Origin of the sequence: Halobaculum rarum (genome assembly GCF_040025155.1) — an archaeon.
GTDB lineage: Archaea > Halobacteriota > Halobacteria > Halobacteriales > Haloferacaceae > Halobaculum > Halobaculum rarum.
The window spans coordinates 2,843,602-2,860,814 of sequence record NZ_CP157275.1; the positions used below are offsets into that span (position 1 = coordinate 2,843,602).

The window sequence follows — 17,213 nt, forward strand, 5'->3', positions numbered from 1 at the left end:
CGGCGGACCAATAAAGACTTGTGAGAGTTTCCGGCCGCCTGCTGTGGACACTGCGGATACGTGGTCCGGTCAGCCGTCGGCGACGTGGGTCGTCACGGGCGGGCGATCAACTCACTTCGGCTTCCGAGCGCGGGTAGTATCGTATCAAAAGTCGGCGGTCAAACGAAATCAGCGGCCGCACGTCGACGGGAGCAACGGGATCAGGCGTTCACGTGCCCGCGGTCGGGCCCGCCCGATCCCGGGACGCCCTCGGCGTCCTCGGCCGCATCGAGCAGCTCCTTGTAGCGGTTCCGGATGGTCACTTCGCTCACCCCTGCGACCTCGCTCACCTGGCTCTGGGTCAGGGCCTCGTTGGTGAGCAGCGCGGCGGCGTAGACGGCGGCTGCAGCGAGCCCGACCGGCGACTTCCCGCTGGTGACGCCGGCCTCCTCGGCCGTCTTCAACAGCCCGCGGGCGCGCCACTCGCCCTCGTCCGACAGCCCCAGTTCGGAGGCGAACCGCGCGAGATACTGCGCGGGGTCGGCCGGGGCGACCTCCAGTTTCAGCTCGCGGACGATGTAGCGGTACGTCCGCGTCAGCTCCATGCGGTCCACCCGCGACACCGCCGTCAGCTCGTCGAGCGAGCGCGGGGTGTTCGCCTGCCGGGCCGCGGCGTACAGGCTCGCCGAGGCGACGCCCTCGATGGAGCGGCCCGGCAGCAGGTCCTCCGAGAGTGCCCGCCGGTAGATGACGGAGGCGGTCTCGCGGACGTTCTCCGGCAGACCGAGCGCCGAGGCCATCCGATCGACCTCGCCGAGCGCCTGCTTGAGGTTGCGCTCCTTCGAGTCGCGCGTGCGGAAGCGCTCGTGCCACGTGCGCAGCCGCTGCATCTGCTGGCGGCGCTCCGCCGAGAGCGTGTTGCCGTAAGCGTCCTTGTTCTGCCAGCCGATGTTGGTCGACAGCCCGTTGTCGTGCATCATGTTCGTCGTCGGGGCGCCGACGCGCGACTTGCTCTCGCCGTCGCTGTTGAACGACCGCCACTCCGGCCCGCGGTCGATGGCGTCCTCCTCGAGGACGAGTCCGCAATCGGTACAGACGGTCTCGCCGTGCTCCTCGTCGGCGACGACGTTGCCGCCGCACTCGGGACAGACGCGGACCGATTCGGTCTCCTCGGTCCGTTCGTCCGATCGTTCTTTCGATTCCTCCTCGTGCTGCGTGTACCTACTGATGGTGGTTTCTGATTCGCTCATTGTGTGCTCCCGGATCGACGGCGGACCGAAGGCGAATAAGGGGCCTTCGACCGTGTCGTCCTTACTACTTGTTACGCACAGCAAGTATATAACTGTTTTGCTGATGTGTATGCGACACTCACGCCCCTCTCCGGGCTGCTATTGGGCAAATTCTGGGCTTTATCGGTTGGGTAGACCGGAAAATATGTGAATAAAAATCATTCGGAATTCGGGATAGTTATCAATAATAAATCTTTCGGCGACGGGATCGCGGAACGCGGAGAGCGGAGCCCGCATGGCCGGTCGACGACCGACAACACTTACCACGGCTCGGGATCGGGTTCCGTCATGACCGACGCCTACATCGTCGGGGCGGGCCAGTCGTCGTTCGGCTCGTTCCCGGAGGAAACGTACCGGACCCTCTTTCGCGAGGCGTACGAGGCCGCAGTGCCCGCGGACCTCGATGGGGGTGACGTTGACGAAGCGTTCGTCGGAACGCTCGGCGTCGGCGGCCGCCAGATCGGGCTCGCGGGCCCCGCCGTCACTGAGCACATCGGACTCCACGGAGTCCCCTGCACGCGCGTGGAGAACGCCTGTGCGGCCTCGGGGTCCGCGCTCCGGCAGGCCGTGATGGCAGTTCGCTCCGGAATGGCGGACCTCGTCCTCGCGGGCGGCGTCGAGGTGATGACGGACGCGTCCGCCGAGGCGACGAAGTACTGGCTGGGCGTCTCCGGGGAGACCGAGTGGGAGCGCATGGCCGGGACGACGTTCTCGGGGGTGTACGCCCAGATGGCCGACGCGTACCTCCGCGAGTACGACGCCCCGCGCCGGGCGCTCTCGGCGGTCGCCGCCAAGAACCACGCCAACGGCGCGTCGAACCCGAAGGCACACCTCGGCTTCGAGTGCTCGATCGAGGACGCCGAGTCGGCGGCCGTCGTCGCCGACCCGCTCACGCTGTACCACTGCTGCCCGACGAGCGACGGCGCCGCCGCGGTGCTGGTCGCCAGCGAGGAGGCGGCGACCTCGTTCGACGAGCGCGTTCGGGTCGCCGGCGTCGGCGCCGCCTCCGATCGCGTCGGGCTGTTCCAGCGCGACACCTACACCGCGATCCCCGCCAGCGAGTCGGCCGCGGCGACGGCCTACGATCGCGCGGGAGTCGCCGATCCACGTGCCGGGCTCGACTTCGCCGAGGTCCACGACTGCTTCGCCATCGCCGAGCTGCTCGCCTACGAGGACCTCGACTTTTGCGAGCGAGGCGGGGCCGCCGAGCTCGCGCTCGACGGCGTCACGGCCGCCGACGGCGACCTCCCGGTCAACACCTCCGGCGGGCTGAAGTCGAAGGGCCACCCGATCGGCGCGACCGGCGCCGGGCAGGCGGTGGAGGCGTTCGACCAGTTGACCGGCGCCGCGGGCGAGCGCCAGCTCGACGATCCCGAGCGCGGATTGACTCACAACGTCGGCGGTTCCGGCGGTGCGGCCGTCGTTCACGTGTTCGAGGCCGAGGGGGTGACCGGCGCGTGAGCGATCCCGAACCCGGAATCGGAACCGCATCGGGATCCACCGAGACCGCAGGGGGGTCCGAGGCGGACGCACGGACACGGATCCTCGGCGCCGGCGCGTACGTGCCCTCGGCCGGCCTGCCCCGCGAGGCAGTCGTCGACGCGTGGGGTCGATCCCGCGCCCGCGGCGTCGACGCCGTCGCGGTTCCGGCCCCGGACGAGGACGCGCTCACCATGGGCGTCGCGGCCGCCGAGCGCGCGCTCTCGGCGGCGGGGATCGACGCCGGCGACCTCGCGGGGCTCGCGTTCGCGACGACGACCCCGCCGCTGGCCGAGGAGGACCTCCTGCCGCGGCTCGGCGCCGCGCTCGGGGTCCCCGCGGACGCGCGAACCCACTACGTCGGTCGGAGCACGCGGGCCGGGACGCGGGCACTGCGGGCGGCGCGCGACGCCGGGGCGGTCCCGGCGCTCGTCGTCGCCGCCGACGCGCCACCCGCGGCGCCGAACTCCCCGGAGGGCCACGCGGCCGGTGCGGGGGCGGCGGCGGTCGTCTTGGGTCCCGGGTCGGGCCACGGCGCCCGACTCGCGGGCGACGCCGAGGCGGCGGCCGACTACCCGGGAACCAGGTTCCGACGGGTGGGCCGCGAGGAGACGGAGGGGCTCGGCGTGACGACGTACGACCGGGCGGCGTTCACGCGGCCGATCCGCGCGGCCGTCGACCTACTCGGCGACGAGGCGGACGGACCCGCTCCGAGCGAGGCCGCCGCGCTCGCGATGACCGCTCCGGACGGCGATCTTCCTGCTCGGGCGGCGCGGGCGGTCGGACTGGACGCCGACGCGGTCTCGACGCCGGTGGAGACGCTCGGCGACACCGGCGCGGCCGGACCGCTTCTCGGGCTGGCCGCGGCCCTTCGCGAGGGGGCTACTCCGACGCTCGTCGTCGGCTGGGGGAGCGGTGCCGGCGCGGATGCGGTGGTCGTCGACGGGCTGGCGCCTGTTGAAGGCGACCTCGACACCGACCGGGAGTTGTCGTATCCGGCGGCGCTCAGGCGCCGCGGCGAGATCACGGGCGACGAGCCGCCGGCGGGGGGCGGCGCGGCGGTGTCGGTGCCGACGTGGCGGCGATCCCAGCCCGCGCGCTACGGCCTCCTGGCGGGCCGATGTCCCGACTGCGGGGCGCTCGCGTTCCCGCCGGAGGGGGCGTGCCCGGACTGTCACGGGCTCGTTTCCTACGAGTCAGTCCGGCTACCGACCGAGGGCGTCATCGAGACCGTGACCGGCGTCTCGCCCGGGGGTGCCCCGCCGGAGTTCGCGCGTCAGGCCGAGCGCGGCGGCGACTACGCGGTCGCGATCGTCCGGTTCGAGCGCGACGGCGCGGCCGCGAGCGTGCCCCTCCAGGTCACGGACGCGGACCCGGACGCCGTCGAGGCCGGCGACCCCGTTCGGGCGGTGTTCAGACGGATCTACGAACAGGAAGGGGTCGTGCGGTACGGTCGAAAGGCGCTGCTCGCGTCCGAGGATCGGTGAGACGGCCGGGACGATGGCCGACGAGGCGGGTGGGAACTCTGTGTGAAAAGTGCCCGCGGGGGCCACGTCGTACCTGGGGGGGATGAGAGAGGCACACGACGGGACGGCCGTCCGCAGGCAGTGTTGACTAGATCAGTTGTATGTAATCAGCGTTACGACTGACAGCCACCGATCTCCCGCCCGATGTGACGGTGTCATCCGGTCTCGCCCGGGATGGATCGTGTTGTTCTAACCCATAGATATAAGTAATTCAATCACCTCACCGTGGGACGAGGTACACGCGAATGGCGAAAGGCACGGTCGCATTCTTCAACGACACTGGCGGTTACGGATTCATCGAAAGCGAGGACGCGGACGAGGACGTCTTCTTCCACATGGAGGACGTCGGCGGTCCCGACCTCGAGGAAGGACAGGAAGTCGAGTTCGACATCGAGGAGGCGGAGAAAGGCCCACGGGCCACCAACCTCCAGCGTCTGTAAGGCGCTATCCGAGGTATCGAACCCGGACCGTCAGCGGTCCGTCGGAGCTATCTACTTCGATCTGTTCTTGCAGGGACTCGCGCGCCGCCGAGCGCCAGCCGTCCGCGCCGGTACCCGGGAACCGCGGGAAGCCGTCGGGGAGGAACGCCCGCGGCTCGACGTGGACCGGCTCGGCGTCGCCGTCGTACTCGTACGCTCCCTCCGTGCCGGCGACGTGGATTCGCGCGCGCATCCGTCCGGAAAACGGGGGCGTGATCCTGAGCACCGCCTCCCGGCGCCCGCGGTCGCGGGCTTCGAGCGCGGCGAGCACGTCGTCGGTGGTCACCGCAAGCTGGCGGATAACCGAGGGATCGCGGTTGTCGGACTCCGACACGCGGAGTTACGTCCTCGTGTGGACTCTCTGTTCGAGCGGTCCCGAGCAGTCCGGGCACGTCGCCCGGTAGGAGAGGGAGCTGACGCTCGTTTCACACTCTCGACAGACGAACGACTGTCCGACCATCGAACTCCCGTAGTACGGACATGATGTTAAGTGTTACCACGCCAGAGCGGGCGTGATCCTTGCGACCGGCGATCCCGGTCGCCTCGGGCTATCCGCGCGGCTGTCGAGGATGGAGCAATATCCGAAAAGCGCGGTATCGTTCGAGCGGGAGACGGTCGTTGCCTACGCTTCGTGGTCGGTGACGAAGTCGGGCTTCACCGTCTTCCCGTCGACCTCGCCGCGGAGGTGGTCGACGAACTCGCTCGGGGCGACGTCGTTGCGCTCGTTCTCGAAGCGGTCGCGCACCGAGACGGTTCCGGCTTCCTCCTCGTCGCCGCCGACGACGACCATGTAGGGGACGCGGTCGTCGTGGGCCGCGCGGATCTTCCGCCCGACGGTCATGTCGCGGTCCTCGACCTCGACGCGGAACTCCGATAGCTCATTCTTCACGCGGTGGGCGTACCCGAGGTTGTCGTCGGAGATGGGGAGGATGCGCACCTGCTCGGGCGCCAGCCAGAACGGGAAGTCGCCGCCGAAGTGCTCGATGAGCACCATGAAGAAGCGCTCGTAGCTCCCGTACAGCGCGCGGTGGATCATCACCGGGCGGTGCTCCTCGTTGTCCTCGCCCGTGTACGTCAGGTCGAACCGCTCGGGCATGGTGAAATCGAGCTGTACCGTCGGCCCGTCCCACGACCGACCGAGGGCGTCCTCGAAGGAGAAGTCGATCTTCGGGCCGTAGAAGGCGCCGTCGCCGGGCTCGATCCCCCACTCCAGCGAGGACGACTCCAGTACCGCCTCCAGCTGCGACTCGGCCTGCTCCCACACCTCGTCGCTGCCGACGGACTTCTCCGGGCGCGTCGCCAGGTCGACGGACACGTCCAGATCGAACGTCTCCAGCACCTGCTCGATCCCGTCCATCACCTGCCGGACCTCAGCTTCGATCTGGTCGGGCCGCACGAACAGGTGGCCGTCGTCGATGGTGAACGCCCAGGTGCGCGACAGGCCGGACAGCTCGCCGCGCTGTTCCTTACGGTACACCTTCCCGTGTTCGGCGTAGCGGACCGGGAGGTCGCGGTACGACCACGATCCCTGATCGAAGATGGTCGCGTGCCCGGGGCAGTTCATGGGCTTGAGGCCGTACTCCTCGTCGTTCACGTCGAAGAGGAACATGTCGTCCTCGTAGTTCTCGTAGTGGCCCGACTCCTCCCACAGCTCCGTGCGGAACACGTGGGGCGTCTCGACCTTCCCGTAGCCGGCGTCGTCATTCAACTCGTCGACGTAGTCCTCCAGCTCCGAGAGGATCGTCTTGCCCGGGGGGTGATACAGCGGGAGGCCCGGACCGGTGATCGTGGGGATGGAGAACAGGTCCATCTCGCGGGCGATCTTGCGGTGGTCGCGCTCCTTGGCCTCCTCGCGCATGTGCAGGAACTCCTCGAGATCGGACTCGGACTCGAAGGCCGTCCCGTACACGCGCGTGAGCTGGTCGTTCTCCTCGTCGCCGCGCCAGTAGACCGAGGAGATGGACAGCAGCTCGAACGCGCCGATCTGTCCGGTCGACTCGACGTGCGGGCCCTTACAGAGGTCGCGCCAGTCGTCCTGCTCGTACACCGAGACGGGGTCCTCGCCGGCGGCCTCCTCGTTCAGGATCTCCGTCTTGTACTCGTTGTCCTCGTACTCCGCGAGCGCGTCCTCACGCGACACGTCGAGGCGCCGGATCCCGTAGTCCGCCTCGACGACGTCGGCCATCTCGGCCTCGATCGCCGCGAAGTCGTCCTCGTCGATGTCGACGTCGGCGACGTCGTAGTAGAAGCCGTCCTCCGTCGGCGGGCCGATCGCGAGCTTCGCCTCAGGGTACACTCGCTGGAGCGCCTGCGCGAACACGTGCGCCGCCGAGTGACGCAGCACCTGCAGGTACTCCTCGGACTGGTCGGTGACGATCTCGATCCGCGCGCCGTCGTGGACGGGCGCGGCCTTGTCGACGAGTTCGCCGTCGACGACGCCCGCAACGGTGTCCTTCCCGAGTCCGGGTCCGATCTCGTACGCCACGTCCTCGACGGATGCACCCTCCGAGACGGACAGCTCCGAGCCGTCCGGCAGGGTGACGACGATGTCGCTCATACGCGTTCGGTGCCGGGGGGCGCGAATAAGTCTTGTCGAACCGTGCGAGAGCGCCACGGAGGCGGTCGCTTCGGGGTACGCGCTCCGGCGGCCGAACCGACGCTCGCGCCGCCCGGATCCCCGCTTCGGAAAGAGCCAACACCTGCGGGGTCGAACCCGACGTATGGACTTTACCGTCGACGCCGACCGGCTCCGCGACGACATCGAGGCAACCGCCGCGTTCGGGGACATCGACGCCGGCGAGGGTCGCGGCCGGACCGTCCTCGTCGGCACCGAGGCGAACCGCCGCGCCCGTGAGTACCTCCTCGACCGCATGGATGCCGTCGGCCTCGACGTGACCGTCGACGCCGTCGGTAACATCGCCGGCACGTGGATACCCGACGGCGCGGACCCCGACGCCGCCCCCGTCGCCGCGGGGAGCCACCTCGACTCGGTGCCGGAAGGCGGCATCTTCGACGGCCCCCTCGGGGTGTACGCTGCGCTCGAAGCCGTCCGCGCAATGCAGGAGGCCGACGTCTCGCCGGATCGCCCGGTCACGGTCGTCTCGTTCACCGAGGAGGAGGGACAGCGGTTCGCCGATGGACTGCTCGGGTCGTCCGTTGCGGTGGGCGAGCGGACGGTCGAGGAGGCGCTCGCCCTGACCGACGACGAGGGCGTCACGCTGGAGGCGGCACTCGAGGACATCGGCTTCCACGGCGAGGGGCATCTGGACGCGAGCGGGTGGGACGCCTTCTACGAACTGCACGTCGAACAGGACACCACCCTGGAGGACGCGGGTGTCCCGGTGGGAGTTGTCACGACGATCACGGGGATCACGCACCTCGACGTGGAGATCCTGGGCGAGGCGAACCACGCGGGCGCCACCCACATGCACGACCGGACGGACGCGCTCGCGGCGGCCGCCGAACTCGTGCTCGACGTGGAGGCCGCCGCGAACGGGGTCGTCGAGGCCAGCAGCGACTCGGCGGTCGGCACGGTCGGCTCGCTCGACGTGTCGCCGAACGCGACGAACGTCGTCCCGGGGCGCGTCGAGGCCGGCGTTGACATTCGCGACGTCGAGTACGAGTCGATGGAGACGGTCGTCGGCGCCGTCCGCGACACGCTCGACCGGATCGAAGCGGAGCGCGGCGTCGAGACCGAGTTCGCTCGCCCGTTCGATCTCGAACCGACACCGATGGCCGAGCGACTCCGCGAGGCGGCTCACCGCGCCGGCGACGACGCCGGGATCGGGACGATGGACCTGCACTCCGGCGCGGCCCACGACACGATGCACGTCGCTGACGTGACCGACGGGGCGCTCCTGTTCGCCCCCTCCCGCGACGGCATCAGCCACAACCCTCGCGAGTGGACAGACTGGGACGATTGCGCGGCCGCGACGCGGGTGATCGCCGGCGCCATCGCCGAGACCGCGGGCGTCGCCGAGGAGTAGGCGTCACCTCACGCCGCGAGCGCAACGTCCAAGTATAACATCACCACGACACCCACCATCGTCCCGAGCGTCGCCACCCGTTCGTGGCCACGTGAGTGGGTCTCGGGCAGGATCTCGTCGGAGATGACGAACAGCATGCCGCCGGCGGCGAAGCCCATCGCGTACGGGAGGATCGGCGCCGCCAGCGCGACGGCGACGGCGCCGATCACGGTCAGCGGGATCTCGACGAGCCCCGACCGGATCCCGGTGAGGACCGCGTACGCCCGGCGGTCGAACCCCGCGTTGACCGCCGCCACGGACACCGCGAGCCCCTCCGGGATGTTCTGGAGTCCGATCGCGAGCATGAGCGAGAGCCCGTTGGCGACCTCCCCGGAGCCGAAGCCGACGCCGACGGCCAGCCCCTCGGGCATGTTGTGGATCGTGATGGCGACGATGAACAGGATCACGGAGGCGACCTTCGTGTCGACGACCGTCTGGTCGGGACGCGACCGGCCCGTGATGAGCACGTGGACGTGGGGAACCCAGTGGTCGGCCTGGTCGAGGACGAGGACGCCGAGGACGATCCCGACGAGGACGGGAACCGGCGAGAGCAGTCCCGTCGCGGGGATCCCGGGCGCGACGATCTCGGTCAGCTCGATCCCGGGAACGATGAGCGAGGTGAACGACGCCGCGAGCATGACGCCCGCGGCGAAGCCGAGCGCGCCGTCGAGCGCGCGCTCGCTGGGGTCGCGCACGACCAGCACCAACAGCGCGCCGATCATGTTCATCCCGGCGATGACGACGCCCCCGACGAACGCCTGAACGATGGGGTTGGTCCCGGCGACGGAGACGAACAGCTCCTCGAGCACGTACGCGACACCGACCGGCGCCCATCAAAAGCTACCGGTCGCCGCGACGCTCCGTCCGCTGAACGTGGCGGGTTTCCCGGCCGGCGTCGGGAGTTCACCACCGTACCATCGGGACCTGCCGTCGAGACTCACTGACTGCGGGGATCAGTCGTCGGCCGACGGGTCGGGCGATACGACGGGAGGGACGCGGGACTCGTCGCCGGCGGCGACGCGGAAGCCGCCGGTCTCGGTGCGTCCGGACAACTCGCGCTGGGGGTACGGGATCTTGATCCCGGCGTCGTCGAGGGCGGCTTTCACCTCGCGAACGACCGCGGCGGTCGCGAGCGCGCGCTTCGGCGCGCTCGGCGTGTCGATCCAGAAGCGGCACTCCAGCACGACCGCCGAGTCGCCGAACGACTTCGGCACCACCTGTGGAGGAGGATTGTCCTCGACCTCGCTCACGTTCGCGAGGGCGTCGTTGACGACCTCCTCGGCGACCCCGAGATCGGCGGCGTAGTCGACGCCCACGTCGACCGAGAGGCGGAGCTGGCCGAGATGGGTTCGATTCGAGACGGTCGCGTTCGCCACCCGCTCGTTCGGGATGACGACTACCTCGCCGCCGGCGGTGCGGATGCGGGTGTTGATCACGGTGATGTCGGCGACGATCCCCTCCTCACCGTCGATCTCGACCCAGTCGCCGAGCTCGAACGGCCGCGAGAACATGAGGACGAAGCCCGCGATGAGCGAGCCGATCGTCGTCCGCGAGGCGGTGCCGACGACGATTCCGAGGAAGCCCGCGCCGATGAGCAGGCCGCCGAGGTTGATCCCCCAGACGGTGAGGGTGCCGACGACCGCCGCCCCGAGCACGCTCACTTGGAGGACGCGGAAGACGATCCCCTTCTGGTGTTGGTTGATGCTGTCGGACTGTCTCGCGTAGTCGTCGAGGCGACTCTCCAGCAGGTCGATACCGATGAGCGCGGCCGCGACGACCCCGACAGTGACCAGCAGCCTGACCAGCCCGGGCACGGTCGCGGCCATCGCGTCGACGGCCGCGAGCGCCACGCCGACGTATCCCCACACGAGGAGCACGGCGAGCCCGCAGCCCAGCGTCACGGCGAACTGGATCGTCCTGACGACCGCTGTGACGGGGAGCCGCCAGTCGACCGTCGTCGCCTCGACCGGGACGCGTTCGTGGCCGAGAACCCGGTCACGGACGACCCGATGTGCGACCCGGACGCTGCGCGGCGCCAACAACAGCGCGGTAACCGCTGCCGCCACGATGATGACGACCGTCGCCGCCACGCGCGCCTCGACGGTGACGAACCCCTCGAGGGTCTCTCTCAGCGTGGCGAGGAAGGCGTATTGCATACGTTCGACAACGAAAGCAAACGCAAAAACGCGGCGGTGTGGCTATCGCTCCCGATTTTCCCAAGCCCAGTCCGCGCCGCCGGCCGGGGCGTGAGGGCTCTCGTCCGGACGCCTCACAGCCGTTTGCTCACGTACGGCCCGTCCTGGTGGTAGCCGAGCTTGTCGCGGTAGTAGCCCCGCACGCCGATGCCCGAGATGACCGAGAGCTTCCCGAAGCCGGCGTCCGCGGCGATGTCCTCGGCCCTCCGGAGCAGTTGTCGGCCGTAGCCGCGGTGCTGCCAGTCACCGTCGTCCTCCTCGGCGTCGGTCCCGCGGTCGGCGCCGTCGAACGTCGCCGGCGAGCCGTACACGTGGAGTTCGCGAACAAGCGCCGCGTCCGCAAGCTCCCGGCGCACGGGGTCACCGTCGGCCGCGGGGCCGGCACCCGGCGCGGCGTGGGAGTACGACGGGAACCGGAGGCGGCAGAAGCCGACGAGCAGGTCCTGTTCGGTGTCCTCGAAGGAGATGAAGTGCTCCACCCCGCCGCCGGACTCGTAGGTCATCACGTCCAACTCGACGTCCTCGGGGCGGGGGTCGGCGTCGTTGTGTCCGACCTCACGCGCCCGAATGTCCCGAAGCTCGTACCCCTTCTCGTCGGCGCGCTGCTCGGCGAGCTGCCGAAGGTTCGACTTCCAGACGCCGGCGTCGATGAAGTCGGCGGGGATGTCACGCTGGACGCGCTGGAGCCGGCAGTACTTCGGGATCCGATCCATCGCGTCGGCGACGAGGTCGGCTGCCTCCTCGTTGTCCAGCGGTTCGAACTCGTCGCGGCGCCACGAGTCGTACACCCGCGTTCCCCGGACGACGAGCGTGGGGTAGATCTTCAGGTAGTCGGGTCGCCAGTCGGGGTTCTCGAACAGCTGTCGGAAGTCCTCCCGGCACATCTCCCGGCTCATCCCGGGCTGGCCCGGCATCATGTGAAAGCCAACCTTGAACGCCGCGTCGCGCAGCCGGCGGTTCGCGTCGATCGACGCCTGGTTGCCGTGGCCGCGGTGCATCTCTCGGTTGACGCGCTCGTAGGTCGTCTGGACGCCGACCTCGACCTTCGTCCCGCCGAGGTCGAGCATCCGGTCGATCTGCTCTGGGTCGCACCAATCGGGCTTCGTCTCGAACGTAATGCCCACGCAGCGCACGTCCGACGACTCGTTTCGGCTCTTCACGTCCTCCAGGTACTGGAACTCGTACTCGTCCGGTTCCTGCGCGAAGCTGCGCCCCTCGGCGGGGTTCGGCCGTGCGTCCGTGTCGTACTCGTTCATCGCCTGCAGCGCGCGCTTGACGAACCACTCCTGGTAGTCGTGCGAGCGCGCGGTCATCGTCCCGCCCATCAGGATCAGCTCGGCCTTGTCGACGGGATGACCGATGTGGCGCAGCTGTTCCAGCCGGAGGGTGACCTGCCCGTAGGGGTCGTAGTCGTTCTGCTGGCCGCGCGCCGCCGCCGGCTCGTGCCCGGTGTAGCTCTGGGAGGAGTCGAACTCCGAGGCGGGGCCGCCGGGGCAGTAGAGGCACTTCCCGTGCGGGCACGTGTGCGGCGAGGTCATGATCGCGACCGGCGAGACGCCCGAGGCGGTGCGCACGGGCTTCCTGCGCACCACCTCGCGGACCTCCTCGCGGCGACCCTCGGGGGCGCGCTGGAGCAGGTCGGTGTTCTGTGGCACCTTCGGGGAGGAGAACGCCGAGCAGGCGTCGCGCTTGGCCGACTCCAGGTCGTCGCGGCCGATATCGCGGTCGAGGATCCGCTCGACGAGCCGGGCGCACGCGCGCTCGAACGCCGCCGGCTCGTCGGACTCCTCGGCGTACTCGGTGAGTTCGGGGTCCGCCTCCGCGGTACCGCTCATTGGGAGTATGTGGCCGGGGTTCGGGCCTAAGGGTTTCGTTCGTCGGGATCGTCGTCGTCGTCGGAGGGCCCCCGAAACTTCGGAGCGAAGTACAGGAAACAGATCCCGAACAGGATATAGAACACACCCATCAGAGAATCGACAGAGACGCCGATCAGCGGTACGTCGCCCATCCAGCTCCAAGCGACAAGTCTCCACACACCGTTGAGAATCAGTACGATTCCCATCGCGACCGGAAACCAGTAGTTCACCTTCTCGACCTGGGTCATCCCCCGCGTGTCCTGGTCGGGCATCGGCGGTCCGCCTCCGTCTAGGACAGACAGCGGAGTTTGTTAGGCCGATCGTACGTTCGTCGCGAGCGGCTCGAAAGCCCACACGCTTCCCGGCTGATTCGTCCGTCGATCACGGAGCGTCCGCTCGCGAATGGAGGCGAACCGCGGCAGAACCGACGATCCGTGTCGCGCTCAGTTCAGCTGCCCGGCGACCGCGTCGACGACGGCGTCGGTCACCTCGTCGCGGCGGCCCGCGAGGTACTCGATGCGACCCTGGCGGACGCCGACGGCGGTGACGCCCGCGTCGGGTACCGCCATCGCGGCGTCGCCGGCGGCCGAACGCACGTCAACCTCGTCGTCGGCGCGGACGTACAGCTCGTCGGTGCCGTACAGGACCGTCGCGTCGCGGTCGCCCCGGCGCTGGAGCTCGTCCGCGAGCAGCGTCGTCGACGGGAAGTCGAAGCGGTGACTGAACGCGTCGGCGTCCAGCGTCGCGAACGTGCGGCCGTCGACCTCGCGCTCCTCGATGTTCGCCTCGGCGGTGTCGAGTTCCGTCTCGAGCTTCTCGCGGAACTGCCCCGCGATGTGGCCCGCGAGGTCGCCGCCCTCGGAGTCGAAGAGGATGTCGGTGATGAGCTCGCGTTTGTCCTGGTAGCTCTGGTAGTACGCCTCCAGCGCGACGGCCTCGCGCAGTTCGGTGACGCGGTCGGCGTCGACGCCGGCGTCGGTCGCGAGGTCGGCGTACGTCTCCGGCGTCCCCTCCCAGTAGCTCACGGCGGGGAGGTGGACGACGTCGTCGGCGACGTCGTCGTTCACGGTCGCCGCCAGCACCGACGCGAGCGCGCCCGTCGTCAGGTCGGCGGTCTCGGCGCCCGCGAGCCCGGGGTTGACGAGCGTCGCCACGGTATCGGCGATCTCCGGGTCCGCCGTCGCGGCGTCGACGACGACGCGTTCGGCATCGTACACGCCCAGTAGGTCGAGTCCGTCCTCGGACTCGACGGTGGAGCCGGTGCCCAGAAGGAGGACGAGCGGGAGCTGCTCGCCGTGGCGGTCGCGGTCCTGGAGCATCCGGGTGGTGTCCTTCGTCGCCGCGTCCATGTCGTACACCGGCTCGTCGAGCGGTCGGCGCTTGAAGTAGTGGTACTCCGCGTCGCTTTTCGCGTGCTCCTCGCGGATCCGCGGGAGCACCGCGCGCTCGACGGCCGCGCCGGCGACATAGCCGTCGGCGGTGGCGGCGTGGCGAACGACGATCGGGCGCGATTCGATAACTGCACGGCGGATCGACTCCGCGGCCTCGAGCAGGTCGTCGCCGACCGTGTCGATCGCCGGGTGATCGCCGAGCGCGGCGACGCCGTCGGGGCGTGCCTCGTCGCTCAGCGCCTCGGCGAGCCGTCGTTCGACGGCCGCGGCTTCATTTCCCTCGAGCGCCGCCAGCGCATCCGTTTCGACCTGAATCTCGTTGCGCCGTACCTCGACGTCTCCCTCGAGACGGACGATGTCGCCGACCTCGATCTCGGGGTACGCGCGGACGCCAGCCTGGACGAACGCCGCACAGTCGACGACGCCCGTCTCGTCACGTAGCTCGAACACCGTCGGCCCACCCGTCTGGCGCGCGCCGACGACTTCTCCCTCGATGCGGACCGTCTCGCCGACGCGGTCCGACAGCGAGCCGATGTCGACGCGCTCGCTGTCGCCGTTGGGCATCGACTGCTTCCGCTCGCGAACGGCCTCGATGTCGTCGCCGTCGTCCGACTCGCCTTGCGAGGGTTCCGATCGGCTGTCGGCTCCGGCGTCGTCGGCTTCGGTTTCGTCAGTCCCGGCGTCGGCAGTTTCGGTCCCTTCAGTTTCAGCCGCTTCGTCTCCGTCGTCGGCCGCGGACTCGCTCCCGTCGTCGCTGGGATCGTCCGGGGTCGGCTTGTGGGTCACAGCGGAGCCGTCGTCCCCGTCACCGTCGCCGTCGTCCGGTTCGGGATCGACCTCCTGTGTCCCCTCCTGGACGAGCACGCCGCGGAACTCTCGCTCGGTCTGTCGAATGGACCACGCGAGGTCGACGTTGCCGTTCTCGCGAACGTTCTTCACCTGAACGAACACCTCGTCTCCGGGCTCCCAGTCGAGCGATTCGATCCGGCGGTCGAGCTCGGATCGGTGAAGGAGACCGGTAACGTTCGATGACAGGTCGATGAACACGCCGAAGTCGGCGTAGCCGTCGACGACGCCGCTGTAGAACCGGTTCGGCTTCAGTTGGTTCGGGTCGTTGCCGCGGAACTCGAAGACGACGTCTTCCTCGTGGGAGGAGCAGATGCGTCCGTCCACGGACGCACCACAGATGATACACTTACCCATTTGTGTGGAGCCAGTGGCCCCTGCCTAAAACTGTTGTCGAAACGTCGACGCACGTGCTTGCCACGTGAGTTCCACGTCGTCACCCGATATCGCCGGGTACGAGCGCCGCGAGTTCCGTCGCCGGTCGGGGCGACGCCGTCAAATGATGTACCACCGGGTCAGCAGCGTCGCGATCGCGTCGAACCCGCGGAAGCCGTAGCCGAACACCAGTGCCGCCGGCACGGCTGTCGCCGCGACTGCCCGCCACGTCGTCGTTTCGTGAATCTCGCGGATGCCCACGACGAGCAGACCCGCGCCGTACAGCGCACACGCTGCTCGAAGCGACGGAACCGGCACACCGGCGAGCGCACAGGGGGCACTCGCGTACGCGATCACCTGCACCGTCTCGCTGATCCCGGCACGGTCGCGAACGAAGACGATCAGCAGGACCGTCTGCAGCGCCGCCGTGAGGTGGAGGCCCGCGGGCGCGATGAACACGGCCACGAACAGCAGCGAGACGAGTGCGGAGACCGCCGGACCGCCGAACGCGGTCGGGATCGTCGCGGGATCGAGGAGGAACCGACCGGCGGCGAACGCGAGGGCGACGCAGACGGCGAACACGAGCCCCGGCGCCTGATCGCCCGGAGCGATCCCGGTACCGAAGAAGCGACCGGGCCGAACGAGCACCTCCGCCCAGGCCCGCGCGACCGCGTTCGGGCCGCGAGCGCGCCCTCCGTCGGGGTTGTCAACCCACGTTGTCACACCCGAGGTAGCGACGGCGCGGCCATGACGGTTGCGGTCTCGGCGGCGACCGCGCGGTGTTTCGGTCGCCAGATCGTACAGCGTTCAGTCGCGACGGAGCACGTGACAGTCCCGACACCGTGCCTGGTAGCTCTCCTCGGCACCGACGAGGATCGTCGGGTCGTCGGCGTGGGCCGGCTCGCCCTCGATGAGTCGCTGGTTGCGGGTCGCAGGCTCTCCACACTTCGCGCAGATCGCCTGGAGCTTGTCGACGTACTCGGCGACGGCCATCAGGTCCGGGAGCGGATCGAACGGCTCGCCGCGGTACGTCTGGTCGGTGCCCGAGACGATCACGCGGCGGTCGTCCTCCGCCAGCGCCTGACAGACGTCGACGAGCGCGTCCGAGAAGAAGTTCGCCTCGTCGATCGCGACGACCATCTCGCCGTTGAGCTCCTCCGGGATGTCCCACGGTCCGTCCCCCTCGTTGTCGACGACGCTTGCTTCCCACGACCGGCCGTTGTGGGTGCCGATAGTCGTCTCGCCGTACCGGTTGTCGAGCGCGGGCGTGAAGACGGCGATCTCCTGTCCCGCGATCTCCGCGCGACGGAGCCGTCGGAGGAGCTCCTCGGTCTTCCCGGAGAACATCGATCCCGAGATGACCTCGATCCACCCGGAACCGGTGATCGCGTGCATACCAGTTGAGGGCGGTTTCTCCGCGGAAAACCGTTTCTCTCTGTGGTTCGGCTGCCGTTCTGGCGCGACACTGTGCTGTCGCTGGCGGGTGTAGCGTTCCGGAAGGATTGTGCGTGGGTGCTGTCTGTAGGGCGCCCCGAAGGGCGCACAGCACCTGCATCCGTGTGGATGCGTGGGACCGGATTTGAACCACGGTCGCGCGTTCCGCGCTCCCTGCCTCAAATCCGCTCGTGTACGCATCCCGTGAGATGCGTGGGACCGGATTTGAACCGGCGGACCTCTACAGGACAGCGCCCTCAACGCTGCGCCGTTGGCCTGGCTTGGCTACCCACGCATCGTGCGTCAGTACGCACTCCGTTGTATCCCGGTTACGGATAA

Annotated in this window: 14 protein-coding genes and 1 tRNA gene; 4 read left to right on the top strand and 11 right to left on the bottom strand. The window is 69.2% G+C overall.

Annotation, left to right across the window (positions count from 1 at the left end; translation table 11 throughout):
* Nucleotides 1-200: 200 nt before the first annotated feature.
* On the bottom strand, nucleotides 201-1,229 hold the full coding sequence (locus tag ABJD39_RS14435; RefSeq protein ID WP_348610166.1) for a transcription initiation factor IIB: 1,029 nt from the start codon (nucleotides 1,227-1,229) through the stop codon (nucleotides 201-203).
* A 327-nt stretch (nucleotides 1,230-1,556) separates the two neighbouring features.
* On the opposite strand from ABJD39_RS14435, the gene ABJD39_RS14440 reads away from it, so the two are divergent.
* The 3 genes from ABJD39_RS14440 to ABJD39_RS14450 all read left to right on the top strand — a co-directional run bounded on the left by ABJD39_RS14440 (nucleotide 1,557) and on the right by ABJD39_RS14450 (nucleotide 4,713).
* Nucleotides 1,557-2,729, top strand: a complete 1,173-nt coding sequence (locus tag ABJD39_RS14440; protein WP_348610169.1) for a thiolase C-terminal domain-containing protein — start codon at nucleotides 1,557-1,559, stop codon at nucleotides 2,727-2,729.
* Entirely contained in the window at nucleotides 2,726-4,234 is a 1,509-nt protein-coding gene (locus ABJD39_RS14445) for a zinc ribbon domain-containing protein (RefSeq protein WP_348610172.1), read from the top strand. The genes ABJD39_RS14440 and ABJD39_RS14445 overlap by 4 nt, the downstream gene beginning before the upstream one ends.
* A gap of 284 nt (nucleotides 4,235-4,518) precedes the next feature.
* Nucleotides 4,519-4,713, top strand: a complete 195-nt coding sequence (locus ABJD39_RS14450) for a cold-shock protein (protein WP_073311520.1) — start codon at nucleotides 4,519-4,521, stop codon at nucleotides 4,711-4,713.
* Nucleotides 4,714-4,717: 4 nt separating this feature from the next.
* On the opposite strand, the gene ABJD39_RS14455 is transcribed toward ABJD39_RS14450, so the two are convergent.
* Together ABJD39_RS14455 and thrS are read right to left on the bottom strand one after the other, a co-directional pair.
* Entirely contained in the window at nucleotides 4,718-5,086 is a 369-nt protein-coding gene (locus ABJD39_RS14455; protein WP_348610176.1) for a hypothetical protein, read from the bottom strand.
* Between the two features lie 288 nt (nucleotides 5,087-5,374).
* The gene (thrS, locus tag ABJD39_RS14460; protein ID WP_348610179.1) at nucleotides 5,375-7,309 is read right to left on the bottom strand and encodes a threonine--tRNA ligase; all 1,935 of its coding nucleotides are present in this window, start codon (nucleotides 7,307-7,309) and stop codon (nucleotides 5,375-5,377) included.
* A 163-nt stretch (nucleotides 7,310-7,472) separates the two neighbouring features.
* Between thrS and ABJD39_RS14465 the strand changes: the two genes are divergently transcribed.
* On the top strand, nucleotides 7,473-8,738 hold the full coding sequence (locus tag ABJD39_RS14465) for a Zn-dependent hydrolase (RefSeq protein WP_348610182.1): 1,266 nt from the start codon (nucleotides 7,473-7,475) through the stop codon (nucleotides 8,736-8,738).
* Nucleotides 8,739-8,746: 8 nt separating this feature from the next.
* On the opposite strand, the gene ABJD39_RS14470 is transcribed toward ABJD39_RS14465, so the two are convergent.
* The 8 genes from ABJD39_RS14470 to ABJD39_RS14505 form a co-directional block, all read right to left on the bottom strand.
* Nucleotides 8,747-9,586 (bottom strand): ZIP family metal transporter, encoded by an 840-nt coding sequence (locus tag ABJD39_RS14470; protein WP_348610185.1) that lies wholly within the window; start codon nucleotides 9,584-9,586, stop codon nucleotides 8,747-8,749.
* 144 nt (nucleotides 9,587-9,730) lie between these two features.
* Nucleotides 9,731-10,933, bottom strand: coding sequence for a mechanosensitive ion channel family protein (locus ABJD39_RS14475; protein ID WP_348610188.1), 1,203 nt, complete (start codon nucleotides 10,931-10,933; stop codon nucleotides 9,731-9,733).
* A 113-nt stretch (nucleotides 10,934-11,046) separates the two neighbouring features.
* Nucleotides 11,047-12,807, bottom strand: a complete 1,761-nt coding sequence (locus tag ABJD39_RS14480; protein WP_348610191.1) for a tRNA uridine(34) 5-carboxymethylaminomethyl modification radical SAM/GNAT enzyme Elp3 — start codon at nucleotides 12,805-12,807, stop codon at nucleotides 11,047-11,049.
* A 26-nt stretch (nucleotides 12,808-12,833) separates the two neighbouring features.
* Nucleotides 12,834-13,100, bottom strand: a complete 267-nt coding sequence (locus ABJD39_RS14485; RefSeq protein ID WP_348610194.1) for a hypothetical protein — start codon at nucleotides 13,098-13,100, stop codon at nucleotides 12,834-12,836.
* Between the two features lie 171 nt (nucleotides 13,101-13,271).
* Nucleotides 13,272-15,422: a DHH family phosphoesterase gene (locus ABJD39_RS14490; protein WP_348610197.1), complete on the bottom strand. Its 2,151-nt coding sequence runs from the start codon at nucleotides 15,420-15,422 to the stop codon at nucleotides 13,272-13,274.
* Between the two features lie 138 nt (nucleotides 15,423-15,560).
* Nucleotides 15,561-16,163: a YIP1 family protein gene (locus ABJD39_RS14495; protein ID WP_348610200.1), complete on the bottom strand. Its 603-nt coding sequence runs from the start codon at nucleotides 16,161-16,163 to the stop codon at nucleotides 15,561-15,563.
* A gap of 84 nt (nucleotides 16,164-16,247) precedes the next feature.
* Complete coding sequence (locus ABJD39_RS14500) at nucleotides 16,248-16,835, bottom strand: thymidine kinase (RefSeq protein ID WP_348610203.1); 588 nt, start codon at nucleotides 16,833-16,835, stop codon at nucleotides 16,248-16,250.
* Between the two features lie 249 nt (nucleotides 16,836-17,084).
* Nucleotides 17,085-17,169 (bottom strand) — tRNA-Leu (locus tag ABJD39_RS14505).
* Nucleotides 17,170-17,213 lie beyond the last annotated feature (44 nt).